This is a genomic window from Streptosporangium sp. NPDC000396 (assembly GCF_042898655.1).
In the GTDB taxonomy this organism is placed as follows: Bacteria; Actinomycetota; Actinomycetes; order Streptosporangiales; family Streptosporangiaceae; genus Streptosporangium.
In genome coordinates this window covers 316,256-332,144 of the sequence record NZ_JBIAZA010000005.1, presented here as the reverse complement: position 1 = coordinate 332,144, position 15,889 = coordinate 316,256, and the positions used below count along the sequence as shown (strand labels likewise).

The following is a 15,889-nucleotide window of genomic DNA, read 5'->3' as shown; positions in this document are numbered from 1 at the left end:
CGGAGGTAGATGAGAGCCTCTGCGTTGGTTCCTGCCAAAATCGAGGGGGTCGCGTAGGCTGAGGCCGTGATGCTGCGCACAACGGCGTCGCGTGTGCTCGACGACACTGACCGTGACGAGGTGCTGGCGCTCCTGGACGCCGATCCCGTCGCCAATGTCTTCGTCGCCTCCAGAGTCCGTTCCGTCGGGCTGAATCCGGCCAGGCTCGGCGGTCAGATGTGGGGGTTCGGGCCGCGCGGAGGCTTGATCTCTCTCTGCTACGCGGGGGCCAACCTGGTCCCGGTGAACGCCGGAACGGATGCCGTTCATGCCTTCGCCGACCGCGCGCGCAAGCAGGGCCGCCGCTGTTCCTCGATCGTCGGCCCCGCGGACGCCGTCGAGCTGATGTGGGAGCGGCTGCAACCCTACTGGGGTGCCGCCCGTGCCATCCGCTGGTCCCAGCCGCTGATGGCGGCCACCGAGCCGGCTCCGGTGCCGATCGACCCTCTGGTCAGAAGGGTCCGGCCGGAGGAGTTCGAGATCCTGCTCCCGGCCTGCGTGGCGATGTTCACCGAGGAGGTGGGCGTCTCTCCGGAGGCCGGGGACGGCGGCGCCCTCTACCGATCCCGGGTCGCCGAGCTGATCCGGATCGGCCGGTCCTACGCGCGGATCGAGAACGGCCAGGTCGTCTTCAAGGCCGAGATCGGCGCCGTGACACCGCTGGCCTGTCAGATCCAGGGTGTCTGGGTGCACCCGGAACTGCGCGGCCGAGGGCACGCGGTGGCCGGGATGGCCGCGGTGGTCAAGCACGCGCTCGACTGCTTCGCGCCCGTGGTCTCGCTGTACGTCAACGACTACAACGCCCCGGCCCGGGCCGCCTACCGCAAGGTCGGGTTCAAAGAGGTCGGCACTTTCATGTCGGTGCTCTTCTAGAGACGCCGGCCTCGGCGGCGCGATGACGGCTGGACACGGACCGGGCGGGGGCCGGAGCGACCGATCGAGGATGATCAGCCGCGTCGCATGGCGAGGATCTCGCGTCCACGCTCCGGTGTGATCAGCTGAGCGATCCGGGGGTCGGCCAGCAGGACGATCGGCGCGAGGTGGTCGTCGCTCAGCGGGCGCCACGTCGACAGGGCGCCGCGCAGGAGCGGCCAGGGGTCGCCATCGGCGGGGCCGGCGATCGCGGCGCGCACGGCGGCGTCGAACTCCGGATCGCCGTACCGGGCCTGGAACCCGGGCTCGCCCGCCCGCGCCCGGTAGTCGGCGACCAGCCGCTGGACCGGTTCGGAACCGTACTCCGCCAGGCTGGCGAGTGTGGAGTGGGCGGCCCAGTGAGCGGTGGACTCGTGCTCGGCGAGCAGGACGGGCAGGACCTCGGCCGTCAGGAAGGCGGCGTCGAGAGACCAGGTGAGCTTGCCGCCGCGCATCAGCATCGACCGGACCAGCTGGCTCGCGTCGCTGAAGCCCAGCATGGCCCGCATCTGGAACAGCAAGATCCTGGCGCGGTCGCGACCGAAGCGCGCGGCCTCCTCGAACACCGCCAGCGGCCCGTCGACCTCGCCCGCCAGGCTCGCCAGGCGGGCCTGCTCGATCTTCGTGTCCCACTCACGCTGGGTCTCGCACTGCGGGCGGTCGAGGGCGTGGAAACCGGCATAGAGGTCGTACATCAGCTCGTAGAAGGAGCCGTGCCGTTCCGGGCCCGCGCCCCTCCAGCTGAACAGCTCGTACGCGGCCCATTCTCCGTTCTCGTCGACGTCTCCCGGGTCGAGGAACAGCACGCCCGCGTCCGCCTCCAGCGAGATCAGCAGCGCCCGCCGGAGGACGGCCACCTCGTCCTCCTCGTCTTCCTCGTCAGTGTCCTCCTCGTCCTCCTCCTCGTCTTCCTCGTCGGCGTCCTCGTCGGCGTCCTCGTTGATCTCCTCGTAGATCTCGATCCACATCGGGTCCACGTCGCGCATCCAGCCGATGTCACCTGTGCCGCGGAGCTGGTCGACGAACTTACCCGCCCATCGCCAGCCGTCGGTCGCCAGGAGGAACTCCCGGAAGGACGGCGGCAGCGCGCACCCCAGCCGCGCCTCTGCCGCCTCCACCTGCTCGGCGGAGGCGGGCGGGAAACCCAGCCAGCCGTCGGCGGCCGGCTCCCCGACCGCCGAAGGTGGCTCGGTGACCGGTTCCTCCACCGCCGAGCGTGGCTCCGCGGCCGGTTCTTCGGCCGCCGACTGCGGCTCCGCGCCGTGAACGGCGATCCACTCCTCGCTCCAGCGCTTCAAGAACGGTTTCCAGGCCTCACGGTTCACGCGGAACTCCTCCATCTCGATCATGTCGAGCTCATCCCATCAGGAGTGGCTGACATTCAAGGGACGGACGCGGTCCGCGTGCCGATCGCCCGGGGTTCGAGGATGCCTGTCACGGTGCGCCGGCAGGGAACACAGATCACTCGATCACCAAGTCCTGCCGGTGCGGTTTCCCGAGGTGACGCTTACTGGCGGGTGACCTGGTCGAGGGCGGCGGAGAGCCGTTTGAGCGCCTCGATGACCTGTTTCAGGCCGTCGAGGCCGAGCTCGTCCACCACCCGGTTCGCCAGTGCCTCCAGATCGGGGTCGATCCGCTCTATCGCGGCCAGGCCCTTCGCGGTGGGCCGCAGCAGCTTGGCCCTGCGATGGGCGGGATTGGGTTCGTACTCGGCCAGCTCCTGGTCCACCAGCAGATCGGCGACTCGCTGCACGCCCTGCCTGGTCAGCCCGCGCAGCCGGGCGATCTCGGCCACGGACATGGGCCTGTCGAGGACCGCGCTCAGCACCTGCCACCAGGCGACGGTCATCCCCGCCGGCCTGGCGAGCATGTCGCCGGCGCCGAGGAACTGCCCGTTGAGGCGGTAGACGGTGAGCGCGGCCTCCGACAGTAGATCTCCCGTTTTGCTCATGTACCCGATGGTGCCATCAGCGCCTCGAAGGCCGAGGCGTCGCTGTGCGCGAACAGCTGGTACCAGGCGTTCAGCACCTCCGGGGTGTACAGCTCCAGCTTGGCGAAAATCTCGCGGGCGAAGTCGACCGGTGCGGTGGGCGTGCCCGTGATGAGGTCTCCGTCGGTCACGGCGAGTGCTTCGACGTAGTGCTCCGCGCCGCCGTACCCCTGCTGCATCTGCAGGTACGGCAGTGCGGCGCTGGTGTGGCCACGGGTGTCGAAGACCCCTTCGCGAGCCAGCCCGGCCGTCGCGCCGCAGATGGCCGCGACCGGCACGCCTGCTTCCAGCAGCTCGCGGGCCTTGCGGGCGAAGGGAGCGAGATCGTCACCTTCGTCCCAGAGCGCGGCGCCGGGCAGGATGAGCATCGCCGCGTCCTCGATCGAGCCGATCGAGACGTCGGGGGTGACGCGCAGGCCGCCCATGGTGGTGATCGGGTCGGTCGTGAGGCCGACGGTGACGAGCTCGTAGCGGCCGGGCTCCTTGTGGTACTCACCATTTCTGATGTGGGCGGTGGTGTGCCCGGTCTCCCAATCGGCCATGGTCTCGTATACCGCGTGATAGATCTTGTTCATGACAACATCTTGTCATTAGGACAATATGCTGTCAATTTCGATGGCGTGACAGGCGGTCACCGCAGCGCCGGCGCGCGGATTGAAGGGCAAGATCAGAGGCTGCGCACCAGCCGGTTCATCAGGCGCTCAAGCTCGGCTTCGGGGTCGGCGGTGAGACCGGCGTGGACCGGGCCGGTCTGCACGATCGTGCTGCGCGGAGCGGTCAGCCACCGGAACCGGCTGCCGAGCGACTCCTTGGTCAGCGGTCCCGCCTCGGCGCTGCAGGAGCGCTGGTAGGCGTCGAGCGCGTGCCGTACCCCGTCGACGTCCGCGTGGGCGTCCAGCGCGTGCAGCCGCGCCTCGTCCAGCTCCACCCGCGCGCACAGGTAATCGCGGGGCTGGCAGTAGAGCAGCACCCCCGCGTTGATCATCTCGCCTCGCTCCACGCGGGGGATCACCCGGATCACGGCGTACTCGTAGACGTCTTTCACCGGTTGTCCTTCCAGAAGGCGCCCACCGAGCCGGACTTCTTCTCCTGCCTGGGAGCGTTCGAGGGCTCGGGCAGCCATGCGCGCGGGCCCTGCGCGCGGGCCAGCAGGTGCTCGACATATGCCTGCCGTACGGCCTGCGCTCCGTCGAACCCGGGCTCGTCCTCCAGCCACTCGTCGGGAACCTCGTCCACCACCCCGTCGAGGAAGTCCCTGGTGATCTTCTGGCCGAGCTCGGCGTCGGCCTCCGCCACCTGGGTGGCGAAGGGGGCCATCACGTGGTCGTCCGCGCTGAAGGAGCGCTGCGGATCCGCGGTGGGCCAGTTGTGGTGGAACCAGAGGGCGGCGCCGTGGTCGATCAGCCAGATGTCACCGTGCCACAGGAGCAGGTTCGGGTTGCGCCAGCTCCGGTCCACATTGTGGATCAGGGCGTCGAACCAGAGCAGCCGGGAGGCGAAGTCGGGATCCGGAGACCATGCGAGCGGCTCGAAACCGAGCGCGCCGGGCAGGAAGTCGACCGCCAGGTTGTGACCCTCGCTGGCCTTGAGCAGGTCCTGGATCTCCTCGTCGGGCTCCCGGGCGCCGAGTTGCGGATCGACGTCGATCACCTTCAGCTCGGGGGTGCGGAAGCCGAGCCGCCTGGCCAGCTCGGCGCAGATGATCTCCGCGACGAGCACCCGGCGGCCCTGCCCGGCGCCTCGGAATTTCACGACATAGGTGCCGAGGTCATCCGCCTCGACCACTCCGGGGAGCGACCCGCCCTCACGCAGGGGCGTCACGTAGCGGGTCGCCGCGATCTGTTCCAGCACCTCGCCAGGCTACCGGGTGGCTTTCTCTCGGATGGCGCTCAGCATCATCCGCCGGACCAGCCCGCTGCCCGGCCGGATGACCCGCCAATAGCGGCCCATGATCCTCCGGGCGTCCGGACTGGTGGCCAGGACCCTGGTCTCGGTCACCAGGCGGATCCGGCCTGGCCGGTCGTCGAGCAGGACGAAGCCGAACGCCGACTTCGCGTATCCGGGCTCGTCGAACGCCTGGAAGGCCGCGAGGTCCTCGAAGGGCGGCAGGTTGTCGGACGCGCCCAGCCGCCACCACTGACCGGCCAGCCCATGGACCAGCTCACGGCCGGGGTCGGTGGCCATCGGGGGCGCGGAGAAGTTGGGTATGTCCTGTTGCTCGTGGCCGTGACGGAGTCGCGCGACCAGGTTGCGCGCGGCGAAAAGCGGGCGGACCAGCTTGACGTCGGACAGGTCCAGCGTGTTGACCGCGTCCCAGACCCGTTCCCGTGAGGCGGGAATGGTGATCTCGTGCCGCTCGCTGAAATCGGAGTCGGCCATGATCTGGTCAATCAGCGTGGGCACGGCTGATCTCCCTTGCCAGGTTGTCGAGGATCTTCTCCACCACGACGTCGTGCTTGCGGCGGATCACCAGGGGCCACAGCAGCCGGAACATGCCCCCGGTGCGGCCCTTCAGCTCGTGCCGTACGAGCGTGCCGCCTTCGACGGGGTGGAGCGTGAAGCCGTGGCCGCCGCTGAGCGACTTGCCGAGGTCGAACCAGAGCCGGCGGCCGGGTTCGACGATGCTCACCCGGTAACGCGCCGAGCTGTGCACCACCGGCGCGCCCGGGGCCACGCCCTCGGGGGTGCGGAAGGAGCTCAGGTCCTTGGGCCAGAGCCGGTCCTGGTCACTGCCGATCGTGACGAGTAGATCCCAGACGCGCTCGGGGGACGCGGGGATGACGCGTTCGTGCATGTTGTAGACCACGAGCTGCCTCCATACGGTTGCGTATGGAATGACTATACGCCTCCGTATGGAAGACTGTCGGAGTGGGGCGACTGAATGCGGGAGACTGGGCAAGGGCAGCGCTGGAGGCCCTGGCCGAAGGCGGCCTGGCCGCGGTGGCGGTAGAGCCGGTGGCGGTACGGCTCGGCACCACGAAAGGCAGCTTCTACTGGCACTTCGCCAACAGGAAGGCGTTGATCGAGGCGGCGCTCGCGCTCTGGGAGGCCAGAACCGAAGAGATCATCACGGAGCTGCTGGAGATCGCCGACCCGGCCGCGCGCATGCGCACCCTGCTGGAGGGGGCCTTCGACGACACGGCGGACGCGGCGGTCGCCTTCCAACTGGTCAGCGCCGCCGACGACCCGCTCGCCGCCGAAGTGGCGCGCCGGGTGAGCACGCGCCGCCTGGAGTTCATGCAGGCCATACTGGAGGAGCTGGGCCAGCCGGCCGAGCTCGCCCGCCGGCGTGTCGTCGCCGGCTACGGCGTCTATCTGGGAATGGCGGCCCTGAGACGGGTGGGCGCCGTCGACGAGTCCTTCGGCCACTCCGCGGAGATGGCCCTCGCCGAGATGGGCGTGAGCACCGGCTGAGAACCGGGGTGCCGGGTCGCGGGCTCCGCCGCGATCACATTTTTGAGATGACCTCTTCGGCGAAGCGTTCGATGGTGGCGACCTTCAGCTCGATGCCGTCGCCGTGCTCGGCCTTCTCCTCGGGGGTGGCCAGCCACCAGGGGGCGGCCATGGTGCCGGTGACGCCCTTGTCGGCGAAGCGCCGGTAGGTGCTCGCGTCGGGCATGACCGCGAGGGGGGCGATGATCTTCAGGGCGTCTTCCGGCCTGCCGTACTCCTTCAGATAGCGCCTGAGCGCCGTGAGGATCTCGTCGAGCTGTTCCTCCGTGTAGACACGGTTGCCCATCCAGCCGTCGCCGATCCTGGCCGCGCGGCGCAGGGCCGCCTCGCTGTCGCCGCCGATGAAGAACGGCACCGGCCGGGCCGGGACGGGGGAGATCGACAGCGGGCCGTAGTCGAAATGGGTGCCGTGGTGCTCGACGGTGCCGCCAGCCCACAGCTCGCGCAGCGCCGGGATCATCTCGTCCAGCCGGCGGCCCCGGGTGTGGAAGTCCTGGCCGGTCTGGACGAACTCCTCCTTGCACCAGCCGACCCCGACGCCGAACGTCACCCTGTCCTTGGAGATCACCGCCGCCGTGGAGACCTGCTTGGCGACGGTGAACAGGTCACGGGCCGGGGCGATGTAGACGTTCGGGGCGAAGCGCAGGGTCGAGGTGACCGCGGCCATCGCGCCGATCGTCACCCACACGTCGGGCCAGTGCGTCTCGGCGTTCCACCGGGGCGCGCCGGTCCTGGAGTAGGGGTAGGGGGACTCGAAGTCGGCGTAGAAGATGTGGTCCGACAGGGTGAGCGTGTGGATGCCACATCGCTCCGACACCCTGGCCAGCTCGACGAACTGGTCGGTCTCGACGAACGACGCGCCTAGCCAGAACTGCACGGATCCTCCCCGAGCTGCTCAGATGTTGAAATTTCCGGATATGTCCCCCGGCTGTGCCGGGGGACATATCCGAGTCCCTGGAGACGGGGTTCTTCGGAGCCGGAAGCCGGGATCTCCGAGTGCGCTGAAGGCGGGTCTCCGAGGGCGGGGGCTGGAGATGAGATCTTCGGATGGAGACGGGGTCTCCAGGGGTGAGGGTCAGTCGGAGAACTCGGGGATGACCTTGGTGGCGAAGAGTTCGAGATTGCGCTTGACGGTGTCGAGCGGGAGGACGCCCTGCTGGCCCTGCATGAACAGGCCGAACCACTCCAGGTCGGGCATCCGGTCGAGCATGCGCTGGATGCCGCGCTTGACGTCGTCGGGGCCGCCGAGCAGGGCCATCTCGACCTCGTTCATGCGCTTGTAGTCGCCCTTCTCCGGGCTGATCGGCTGGTGCCTGTCATCCTCCTTCTTGCGGAGGACCTCCAGATAGCCGAACGGGCCGAAGAAGGCGGCGAAGTCCTTCTGCATGCTCGCGCCGTAGGTGGCGATGGCCTCCTCGCGCGTGTCGGCCATGCCGACGATCTTGAGGATGCCGGTGTGCTCGCCCAGTTTGTAGTCACGCCCGCACTTGGCCGACTCCTCCTGGTAGAGCCTGGCCTTGGCGGCGTGCTCGTCCGGGTTGGGGGTGAACATCCACGGCAGGATGTCCTCCTGCGCGGCCCGGATCACCGAGCGGTCGGAGATGGTGAACGGCTGCCACAGCTCCGGATAGGGGTTCTGGTACGGCTTGGGCCCGACCGAGACGGCATGAATCCTGTCTTGGTCGTCCACCTCGCCCGGCGCGCCGAACTTCCGGGTCCACTCCAGCGCAGGCCAGCCCTCGATGCCGTCGAACGGCGCGGGCACCTCGTAGTCCAGCACGTCGGACTTGTAGCGCAGCGTGTCCTGAGTCCACGCCATCTTCATGATCTTCAGGACCTCGCCGAAGACATCGAAGTTGCGGGTGTCAGATGTGGAGCCATCGGATCGAGCGGCGGCGGCGTGCCAGCGTTGGCCCAGGACGTTCATCCACCGGTTCTGGTAGCCGCGGGCCACGCCCAGGCGGAGCCGCCCCTTGCTGAAGTGGTCCAGCAGCGCCACGTCCTCGGCCGCGCGTATCGGGTCCCACGCGGGCAGCACGATGCCCAGCGGGGCCAACAGAATGCGCTCAGTCCTGGCCGCCAGGTCGGTGAGGAACATCAGCGGGTTGACCGAGAACTCGAAACCCTCGGAGTGGAAGTGATGCTCGGTCATCATGAGCGCGTCGAAGCCGATCTGGTCGGCGTGAATTGCGATCTCGCGGACCTCGTGGAGCAATGCCTGATAGGACTCGACATCTCGCCCGATCGGCCGTTTGGCGACCGCGTTCTCCTCGTTGGAGTATCCGGAGCCGGGGATCTGTGGGTTGAGGAATATTGAGAACTTCACCAGGCACCTACAGTGTGGAGGCCCCGTCCTTCGGGGTGGGAATGAGACATGGAACGATCCCGCACAGCTTGATCCTTTCCAATACGGAGCGTTACGCTCGGTGCGTGTTGGTGACGGAGATGCTGAAACTCGCGCCTTCGCCCGAGCAGGCGCACGCCCTGCTGGCGACGATGCGGGCCTGCAACGCCGCCGCCGACCGGGCCGCCGAGGTCGCGTTCGAGCACCGCACCGCGAACAAGATCGCCGTGCAGAAGCTCGTCTATGGTGTGCTCCGCGCCGAGTTCGGGCTGTCGGCGCAGATGGCCATCCGCGTCATCGCCAAGGTGTGCGAGGCCTACAAGCGGGACAAGACGATCAAACCCATCTTCCGGGAACTCGGCGCGGTCGCCTATGACCAGCGGATCCTGTCCTGGAAGAGCCGCGACCGCATCAGTCTGCTCACCCTGACCGGGCGGATCGTCGTTCCCGTGGTTTACCGGGGCCGCTGGCTCACAGCCGCCGGGGCGAGTGTGCGCGGTCAGGCGGACCTGATCTGCCGGGACGGGATGTTCTTCCTCGCCGTGGTCATCGACGTCCCCGAACCTCCGGTCGGACCCGATCCGGAGGGCTGGCTGGGCGTGGACCTGGGCATCGTGAACCTGGCCACCGACGCCGACGGGCAGGGCCACTGTGGCAAGAAGGTGCGGGCCGTACGGCGGCGCAACGCCCGCCTGCGAGCCAAGCTTCAGGCCAAGGGCACCAAATCGGCCAAGCGGCTGCTCAAGAATCGCCGCCGCAAGGAGTCCCGGTTCGCCCGGGACGTCAACCACGTCATCAGCAAGCAGCTGGTCGGCAAGGCCAAAGACACCGGCCGCGGCATCGCCCTCGAAGACCTTCAGGGCATCCGCGACCGGGTAACGGTTTCCAAGGCCCGGCGTGCCGACCTGCACTTGTGGAGCTTCGGTCAGCTGCGCCGGTTCGTGACCTACAAGGCCGTCCTGGCCGGGGTGTCGCTGCGGTTGGTGGATCCGCGCAACACCTCCCGCACCTGCCCTGATGCGCGGTGCGGGCACATCTGCAAACGGAATCGCCCCAGCCGGGACGCCTTCCGCTGCACCAGGTGCGGGCTCGCCGGCCCCGCCGACCACATCGCGGCGATCAATATCGGTCGCCGGGCTGCCGTCAACCAGCCGAACGCCGGGGTGTCCTCCGGTAACGCGGCCTGACATCTGACCTCCAGTCAGAACGATGAGCTGCAAGCTCCGGCTCTTTAGGCCGGGGTAGTTGACTGCAGGCTCCTTAGCCAGTTGGTGACGACGAGGAGGAACTCCGCGGGGCGTTCCTCATGCAGCCGGTGGCTACTGCCCTCCCATGTGACCGCCTTGGAGCGCGGGTCCTTCAGCAGACCCGCCTCCCACTCGGCCTGGGCCGGATCGAACCAGAAGGTCAGCACCGGGCAGGTCCGGCGCGACAGGTATTCGTCGGAGTTGGATCGGATGCCGAGCGCGTCCGGTCCGCCGAACATCGCCTCGAAGGCCTCAAGCAGCACGTGCGGGGGTGTGGCGAGGATCCGCCGCCGGTGCCATTCGCGCAGCCACTCCGGGGTCGCCCTGGTGGCGGTCCACTGGTCGTTGCGCAGGCAGACGGCCAGGGTGTCCTCGCGCATCTGCGTGATCATCGCGGGGAAGGCGTCGGCGATCGCGCCCGCGAAGCCGTACCCCGGATCGATCACGACCAGCGCCTTGACCAGCGACGGGTGTTCCACGGCCAGGTGGGAGACGATCTGGCCGCCCATGGAGTGACCGATCGCCACGCACGACTCCACGCCGAGCGCGGCGCAGAGCAGGGCCAGGTCCTCGGCCATCTGCCGCGGGGTGTTGCCGGACTCCGGCGCGGACGAGTAGCCGTGCCCGCGCATGTCCGCCGCGATCACCCGGTACCGCTTGGCGAGTGAGGGGATGTGGTGGACCCACTCGTGGGAGTCCGACCCCAGGCCGTGGACGAGCAGCAGAGTGGTGTCTCCCGAGCCGTCGTCGGTGTGGAACAGCCGCACGTCGCCTAAGTCCATGAAGGCCATGAGCGTCCTTCCATGAGGATTGCCATGCCGGTCGTGTCGGTCCGCAGGGCACGTCGCGGATGCTTCGTCCTCGTCATGCGCGACGTGAGCAAGCTACCCTAGGAATGATAACCGAGCAATCGCTTGGTTTACCAAACGGATCCGCTTGGTGAGTTGGAACCGGAGGCTGTCATGCGGCTGGGCGTCACGATGTTCGCCACCGACCGGTCGATGCCGGTCGCCGAGCTGGCCAGGGCGGCCGAGGAGCGCGGGTTCGCCTCCCTCTACCTGCCCGAGCACACCCACATCCCGGCCTCGCGCCGTACGGCTCCCGCCGCGGGGCAGGCCGTGCTCCCCGAGGAGTACAGGCGCACGCTCGATCCGCTGGTCGCGCTCTCCCACGCCGCGGCCGTGACCGGCCGGATCACCCTCGGCACCGGCATCATGCTCCTCGCCCAGCGCGAGCCTCTCGTGACCGCCAAGGCCGTCGCCACACTCGACCACCTGTCCGGCGGCCGGGTGGTGCTCGGCGTCGGGTTCGGCTGGAACGTCGAGGAGATCGAGAACCACGGCGTCGCGTACGGCTCCCGCCGCGACGTCGCCCGCGAGCACATGCTCGCGATGAAGGCGCTCTGGAGCCGGGACGAGGCGGGTTTCGAGGGCCGTCACGTGAGCTTCGAACCGTCCTGGTCCTGGCCCAAACCCGTCTCGGGGCCGCCCGTCTACGTCGGCGGCGCGGCGGGCCCCAAGCTCTTCGCCCACATCGCCGAGTACGCCGACGGCTGGATGCCGATCGGCGGCAGGGGCGTCAGAACCGCGCTCCCCGCCCTGCGCGAGGCCTGCGAGAAGGCGGAGCGGGAGATGGCCAGGGTGATCCCGTTCGGGACGCTGCCCAGCGAGGAGAAACTCGACTACTACGCGGAGATGGGCATCGAGGAAGTCGTGCTCAGCCTCCCCAGCGCTCCCGCCGGCCAGGTGCTCGCGGTGCTCGACGGTTATACGGGTTTCCTGCGGTGACGGGGGGCTCGTTATAGTCGGATGCCATGTCGCGACCGGCTCCCCTCAGGCCCGGCGATCCCCGGCGACTCGGCCGCTACCGGCTGATCGGCCGTCTCGGCGAGGGAGGGCAGGGGGTCGTCTTCGTCGCCGAGTCTCCCGACCGTCCGCGTGTCGCGGTGAAGGCGCTGCACGCGCGGTTGCTGGGCGACGAGAAGGTCCGCCGCCGTCTCATCGGCGAGATCGAGGCCGTCCGGCGGGTCGCCCCGTTCTGCACGGCCCAGGTGCTGGACGCCGACCTCGACGGAGAGCGTCCCTACATCGTGAGCGAGTTCGTCGACGGGGTCTCGCTTCAGGAGCACATCACGGCCGAGGGGCCCCGGGCCGACGGCTCGCTGGACCGGATCGCGGTCGGCACGGCCACCGCGCTGGCCGCCATCCACCGTGCCGGGGTGGTCCACCGTGACTTCAAGCCGGCCAACGTCCTGCTCGGCATGGACGGCCCGAGAGTGATCGACTTCGGCATCTCCCGGATGATGGACGCCACGCTCACCACCGGCAAGATCCCGTTCGGCACCCCGGCCTACATGTCCCCCGAGCAGATCAAGGGCGAGCCCGCCGGACCTCCGGCCGACATGTTCAGCTGGGCGCTCACCGTCGCCTTCGCCGCCACCGGCCGTCACGCCTTCTCCGCGGACTCCTATCACGAGGTGCTGGCCAGGGTCCTGTACGGCAGGCCGGACCTGGGGCCGCTGACCGGCCGGCTCCGGAGGATCGTGGTCGCCTGCCTGGCCGCCGAGCCCGGAGACCGGCCCGTCGCGGAGGAGGTGCTGCACCAGCTGTACGGCAACGGCGCGGTCATCACCGGACCGGTCGGCGCGTCCGTGGCCGGTGGGGTGGAGACGGCGGAGTTTCCGGTCACCGAGGAGTTCGCGGCCGAGGGGGCGGGGACGGCGGAGTTCCCGGTCATGGGGGAGTTGGCCGGTGGGGCGGGGGCGGCGGAGTTCCCGGTCACGGGGGAGCCCGTGGCCGACGGGGCGGAGACGATCGTGCCCGCGGAGGGGGGATCGCCGCCGAGGCGGAGCCGGCGGCTTCTGATCGCGGCGGCGGCGGCGGTGGCGGTGGCCGTCGCGGCCGGGGCGTTCGCCCTCTGGTTCCGTGGAGACTCTTCCCTCATGGACACCCGGTCGCGTGACGATTTCTTCACGGGTACGTGGACCGGTGTCGCCAGTCACTCCACCGCCGAACGGGTCTTCCCCGTGGAGATCCGTTTCGCGGATGAGAGCGCGAGCATGAAGTGGGGGGCCGACCTGCACTGTGCCGCGCGGCTCACTCGGACCTCCGCTGAAGCCACCTACCGGCTGGAACAGGTCACGGGCAGCCAGTGCTACCCGGGCACGGTGGTGTTCACCCGGCGCGCCGCCGACAAGCTGGGCTTCCAGGTGACCAGGCCGGGGGAGAGCAAAGCCCGCTATTCGGGCGATGTTTTCCGCTCTCCGTGACTTGAGCATCACATGAGTGTCACGGTCGGGGGCACGAGCGCTTCAGCACCGTTGACTGCCGGGGATACCTCTTCTTGAGTGGAAGGGTGGCGGGGAGGTGAGGCTCGCATGCCGTATGCGCAGCCGCTCAAACCGGGGGATCCCGGATGGCTCGGCGAATACGAGATCGTCGGCCGTCTGGGCGACGGCGGCCAGGGTGTGGTCTACCTCGGAGTGCACTGCGCGACCGGCTCCGAACCCTACGCGGTCAAGCTGCTGCACGACCCTCTGGGGGACGACCAGGAGGGCTTCCTGCGCGAGGTCGAGCTCGCCAAGCAGGTCGCCCGGTTCTGCATCGCCCAGGTGATCGACGCGGGGCTGGAGGGCGACCGGCCCTACATCGTCAGCGAATATGTCGACGGCCCCTCGCTCCACCGCGAGGTCGCGGTCGGCGGCCCGCGCGAGGGAGGCGGGCTGGAGCGCCTGGCCATCGGCACGGCCACCGCGCTGGCGGCCATCCACCGCGCCGGGATCGTGCACCGTGACTTCAAACCACAGAACGTGCTGATCGGCCCCGACGGGCCGAGGGTGATCGACTTCGGGCTGGCGAGGGCGCTGGAGCCCGGGGCCACGCAGAGCGGGCGCGGTGCGGGAACCCCCGCCTACATGGCGCCCGAGCAGGTGGAGGGGGCGGAGATCGGCCCGGCGGCGGACGTCTTCTCCTGGGGCGCCACGATGTGCTTCGCCGCCAACGCCCAGGCCCCGTTCGGACAGGACTCGATCGCGGCCGTGCTGCACCGCATCCTCACCGCGCTCCCGGAACTGGGACATCTCGACGGGTGGCTCGGCGCGCTGGTCGCCGACTGTCTCGACAAGGACCAGCGCAACCGCCCTACCAGCCAGGAACTGCTGCTCGCGCTGCTCGGCGACGACGGGCGGCGGGCGGTGCTCGAATCCACGTCGGGTCCGGCCCTGCCGGTGCGGATCAGCTCCTCGCGGCCTCCGGCCCCGCCGGTGTCGCTCAGATCTCCTCCGCCGATCTCCGGCCGCGGCACCGCCGGTGAGTCCACCGAGCCGTGGACCCACCAGGGACGGGCGGCCACCCGGGCGTCGGTCGCGGTGTCGGGGGCGCTGCTGGTGAGCACAGCCGTACTGGTGGGGGTGCTGGTACCGGCGCTGAGCGGCGCCGGCGGCCGGTCCGGGGGAGAGCGGGCCGCCGTGCCGACGGCCGAGCCCGGCACACGGCCCGCGTCCGGCGCGCGAGCCGATTCCACGCCGCGGCCGGGCAAGGTGATCCACGCCGCCGACAGGCCCACTCCGGGCACCGGTGTCACGACCACGTCTCCTCCGTCTCCTCCGTCTCCTCCGTCTTCGCCACCGGCCGCCGGTCAGGTCCAGGTGCCGGCGCTCGTCGGGCTGGATCGCCCGGAGGCGTTGCGGCTGATCAAGCACGCGGGGTTGGTCGTCGGGGCCCTCACCCCGGTCGATTCGGTCCGGCCGATCGGCCAGGTGCTCAAAAGCCGGCCGCAGGCGCGGACCGCGGTGGCCAAGGGAAGCACGGTCGACCTTGAGATCTCGGCGGGGGTGCGGGTGCCGGTGCTGGCCGGTCTCCACAGGAGGCTTGCCGAGGCCGCGCTGGCCCAGGCGGGGCTGACCCTGGGCGAGGTCACCACGCGTTGCTCCGGGCGGTCGGCGGGACGGGTGCTCGCCAGCACCCCCGGCGTGGCCGAACACGTCTCGGCGGGCAGCGCGGTGGCGCTCGTCGTCTCCAGGCGCGGGGCGCCGGTGCCCTCGGTCGTCGGGCGGAGGGAGGCGGAGGCGCGAAGGGTGCTGGAGGAGGCGGGCTTCGCCGTGCGGACGCGCCCCCGGCTCGTCGGCGATCCGTCACAGGTCGGCGTGGTACTGGCGCAGAGGGGCGCGTTCGGCGGGTGCGCCCGGCCGAACGCCGTGGTCGTGATCGCGGTCGGCGTCGAGAGGCAGAGCGACCCCGGTCCCGGCGAGCCCACCGTGCAGCCGGATCCGGCGGGGCCGGACCAGCCGGGCCCCGCCGAGGATCCGCCGTCAGGGTGACGGTTCCAGCATGGCGAGGGCGCCGGAGATCAGGGAATCCCGGACGACCTCCTCGGGCAGGTCGATCGTCTTGACCACGGCGCACTGCAGCGAGCCCATGAACGCCCAGACGCGGACCCGCCGGGCGGGATCCGGGTCCGGCCCGGCCAGCCGGTTGTAGATCTCGTCCCGGAAGGCGCGGATGACCTCGCCGGGGGAGCCGGGCGGGGCGTCGTCGGCGCAGCTGATGTCCTCCATGATCAACCGGATGATCGCCCGGTGCCGGACCACGAAGGCCGTCAGCGCCTCGACGAACTGCCGCTCGCTGCCGAAGCCGGTTTCGAGCAGGGCGACGACGTCCTCGGCCGCGGGCGCGATCAGCTCGGTGGCCAGCCGATCCTTGGGGTTGAAATGGTAGGCGACGGCGGTCTTCGTCAGCCCGACGGCCGAGGCGATGTCGGCCAGCGAGGTCGCGGCGTAGCCGCGCTCGGCGAACAGCTGGCGGGCGGCGTCGAGAATCCGGCTGCGCGTGTCGTAGCCGTGCTCGAGTGTGGTCATCATCTCATTCCCACGGGTTCTAGAGCATTCCGGAAAATTCGCGCCTAGGC

At 69.7% G+C, this 15,889-nt stretch carries 17 protein-coding genes; 6 read left to right on the top strand and 11 right to left on the bottom strand.

Annotated features, from left to right (window positions below):
• Positions 1-69: 69 nt before the first annotated feature.
• Entirely contained in the window at positions 70-912 is an 843-nt protein-coding gene (locus ACFY2X_RS10925; RefSeq protein WP_389935802.1) for a GNAT family N-acetyltransferase, read from the top strand.
• A 74-nt stretch (positions 913-986) separates the two neighbouring features.
• On the opposite strand, the gene ACFY2X_RS10920 is transcribed toward ACFY2X_RS10925, so the two are convergent.
• From ACFY2X_RS10920 to ACFY2X_RS10890, 7 genes are all read right to left on the bottom strand, one after another.
• On the bottom strand, positions 987-2,300 hold the full coding sequence (locus ACFY2X_RS10920) for an SMI1/KNR4 family protein (protein ID WP_389935683.1): 1,314 nt from the start codon (positions 2,298-2,300) through the stop codon (positions 987-989).
• A 158-nt stretch (positions 2,301-2,458) separates the two neighbouring features.
• Positions 2,459-2,902: a MarR family winged helix-turn-helix transcriptional regulator gene (locus tag ACFY2X_RS10915; protein WP_389935680.1), complete on the bottom strand. Its 444-nt coding sequence runs from the start codon at positions 2,900-2,902 to the stop codon at positions 2,459-2,461.
• On the bottom strand, positions 2,899-3,516 hold the full coding sequence (locus ACFY2X_RS10910; RefSeq protein WP_389935677.1) for a type 1 glutamine amidotransferase family protein: 618 nt from the start codon (positions 3,514-3,516) through the stop codon (positions 2,899-2,901). Before ACFY2X_RS10910 ends, ACFY2X_RS10915 begins: the two co-directional genes overlap by 4 nt.
• A 92-nt stretch (positions 3,517-3,608) precedes the next feature.
• Positions 3,609-3,926 (bottom strand): DUF3037 domain-containing protein, encoded by a 318-nt coding sequence (locus tag ACFY2X_RS10905; RefSeq protein WP_389935800.1) that lies wholly within the window; start codon positions 3,924-3,926, stop codon positions 3,609-3,611.
• 56 nt (positions 3,927-3,982) lie between these two features.
• Entirely contained in the window at positions 3,983-4,792 is an 810-nt protein-coding gene (locus tag ACFY2X_RS10900; protein ID WP_389935674.1) for a HipA family kinase, read from the bottom strand.
• Positions 4,793-4,801: 9 nt separating this feature from the next.
• Complete coding sequence (locus ACFY2X_RS10895) at positions 4,802-5,344, bottom strand: hypothetical protein (protein WP_389935671.1); 543 nt, start codon at positions 5,342-5,344, stop codon at positions 4,802-4,804.
• The gene (locus ACFY2X_RS10890) at positions 5,328-5,747 is read right to left on the bottom strand and encodes an SRPBCC family protein (RefSeq protein WP_389935668.1); all 420 of its coding nucleotides are present in this window, start codon (positions 5,745-5,747) and stop codon (positions 5,328-5,330) included. The genes ACFY2X_RS10895 and ACFY2X_RS10890 overlap by 17 nt, the downstream gene beginning before the upstream one ends.
• A 62-nt stretch (positions 5,748-5,809) precedes the next feature.
• Between ACFY2X_RS10890 and ACFY2X_RS10885 the strand changes: the two genes are divergently transcribed.
• Positions 5,810-6,355 carry a TetR/AcrR family transcriptional regulator gene (locus tag ACFY2X_RS10885; RefSeq protein ID WP_389935665.1) on the top strand — a complete coding sequence of 182 codons (546 nt, stop codon included), beginning with the start codon at positions 5,810-5,812 and terminating at the stop codon, positions 6,353-6,355.
• A gap of 34 nt (positions 6,356-6,389) precedes the next feature.
• Here ACFY2X_RS10885 and ACFY2X_RS10880 read toward each other — a convergent pair whose 3' ends face one another.
• Positions 6,390-7,271, bottom strand: coding sequence for a TIGR03619 family F420-dependent LLM class oxidoreductase (locus ACFY2X_RS10880; RefSeq protein ID WP_389935662.1), 882 nt, complete (start codon positions 7,269-7,271; stop codon positions 6,390-6,392).
• 198 nt (positions 7,272-7,469) lie between these two features.
• Positions 7,470-8,720: an LLM class flavin-dependent oxidoreductase gene (locus ACFY2X_RS10875; protein ID WP_389935659.1), complete on the bottom strand. Its 1,251-nt coding sequence runs from the start codon at positions 8,718-8,720 to the stop codon at positions 7,470-7,472.
• Positions 8,721-8,824: 104 nt separating this feature from the next.
• On the opposite strand from ACFY2X_RS10875, the gene ACFY2X_RS10870 reads away from it, so the two are divergent.
• The gene (locus ACFY2X_RS10870; RefSeq protein ID WP_389935655.1) at positions 8,825-9,925 is read left to right on the top strand and encodes an RNA-guided endonuclease InsQ/TnpB family protein; all 1,101 of its coding nucleotides are present in this window, start codon (positions 8,825-8,827) and stop codon (positions 9,923-9,925) included.
• Positions 9,926-9,969: 44 nt separating this feature from the next.
• Here ACFY2X_RS10870 and ACFY2X_RS10865 read toward each other — a convergent pair whose 3' ends face one another.
• A complete protein-coding gene (locus ACFY2X_RS10865; RefSeq protein WP_389935652.1) occupies positions 9,970-10,776 on the bottom strand; it encodes an alpha/beta fold hydrolase in 807 nt (268 codons plus the stop codon).
• 171 nt (positions 10,777-10,947) lie between these two features.
• On the opposite strand from ACFY2X_RS10865, the gene ACFY2X_RS10860 reads away from it, so the two are divergent.
• The 3 genes from ACFY2X_RS10860 (at position 10,948) to ACFY2X_RS10850 (ending at position 15,302) form a co-directional block, all read left to right on the top strand.
• Positions 10,948-11,772, top strand: coding sequence for an LLM class F420-dependent oxidoreductase (locus ACFY2X_RS10860; RefSeq protein ID WP_389935648.1), 825 nt, complete (start codon positions 10,948-10,950; stop codon positions 11,770-11,772).
• A 26-nt stretch (positions 11,773-11,798) separates the two neighbouring features.
• Complete coding sequence (locus tag ACFY2X_RS10855) at positions 11,799-13,253, top strand: serine/threonine-protein kinase (RefSeq protein WP_389935645.1); 1,455 nt, start codon at positions 11,799-11,801, stop codon at positions 13,251-13,253.
• Positions 13,254-13,361: 108 nt separating this feature from the next.
• On the top strand, positions 13,362-15,302 hold the full coding sequence (locus tag ACFY2X_RS10850; protein ID WP_389935642.1) for a protein kinase: 1,941 nt from the start codon (positions 13,362-13,364) through the stop codon (positions 15,300-15,302).
• Here ACFY2X_RS10850 and ACFY2X_RS10845 read toward each other — a convergent pair.
• Positions 15,294-15,842, bottom strand: coding sequence for a TetR/AcrR family transcriptional regulator (locus ACFY2X_RS10845; RefSeq protein WP_389935639.1), 549 nt, complete (start codon positions 15,840-15,842; stop codon positions 15,294-15,296). The genes ACFY2X_RS10850 and ACFY2X_RS10845 overlap by 9 nt on opposite strands.
• Positions 15,843-15,889: the final 47 nt, after the last annotated feature.

What these genes read in the sequence shown, in the direction of transcription:
- ACFY2X_RS10855 (WP_389935645.1), top strand. Translation starts at nt 11,799, where the DNA reads ATGTCGCGACCGGCTCCCCTCAGGCCCGGCGATCCCCGGCGACTCGGC.
- ACFY2X_RS10850 (WP_389935642.1), top strand. Translation starts at nt 13,362, where the DNA reads ATGCCGTATGCGCAGCCGCTCAAACCGGGGGATCCCGGATGGCTCGGC.
- ACFY2X_RS10925 (WP_389935802.1), top strand. Translation starts at nt 70, where the DNA reads ATGCTGCGCACAACGGCGTCGCGTGTGCTCGACGACACTGACCGTGAC.
- ACFY2X_RS10865 (WP_389935652.1), bottom strand. Translation starts at nt 10,776, where the DNA reads ATGGCCTTCATGGACTTAGGCGACGTGCGGCTGTTCCACACCGACGAC.
- ACFY2X_RS10920 (WP_389935683.1), bottom strand. Translation starts at nt 2,300, where the DNA reads ATGATCGAGATGGAGGAGTTCCGCGTGAACCGTGAGGCCTGGAAACCG.
- ACFY2X_RS10910 (WP_389935677.1), bottom strand. Translation starts at nt 3,516, where the DNA reads ATGAACAAGATCTATCACGCGGTATACGAGACCATGGCCGATTGGGAG.
- ACFY2X_RS10845 (WP_389935639.1), bottom strand. Translation starts at nt 15,842, where the DNA reads ATGATGACCACACTCGAGCACGGCTACGACACGCGCAGCCGGATTCTC.
- ACFY2X_RS10915 (WP_389935680.1), bottom strand. Translation starts at nt 2,902, where the DNA reads ATGAGCAAAACGGGAGATCTACTGTCGGAGGCCGCGCTCACCGTCTAC.
- ACFY2X_RS10860 (WP_389935648.1), top strand. Translation starts at nt 10,948, where the DNA reads ATGCGGCTGGGCGTCACGATGTTCGCCACCGACCGGTCGATGCCGGTC.
- ACFY2X_RS10905 (WP_389935800.1), bottom strand. Translation starts at nt 3,926, where the DNA reads ATGATCAACGCGGGGGTGCTGCTCTACTGCCAGCCCCGCGATTACCTG.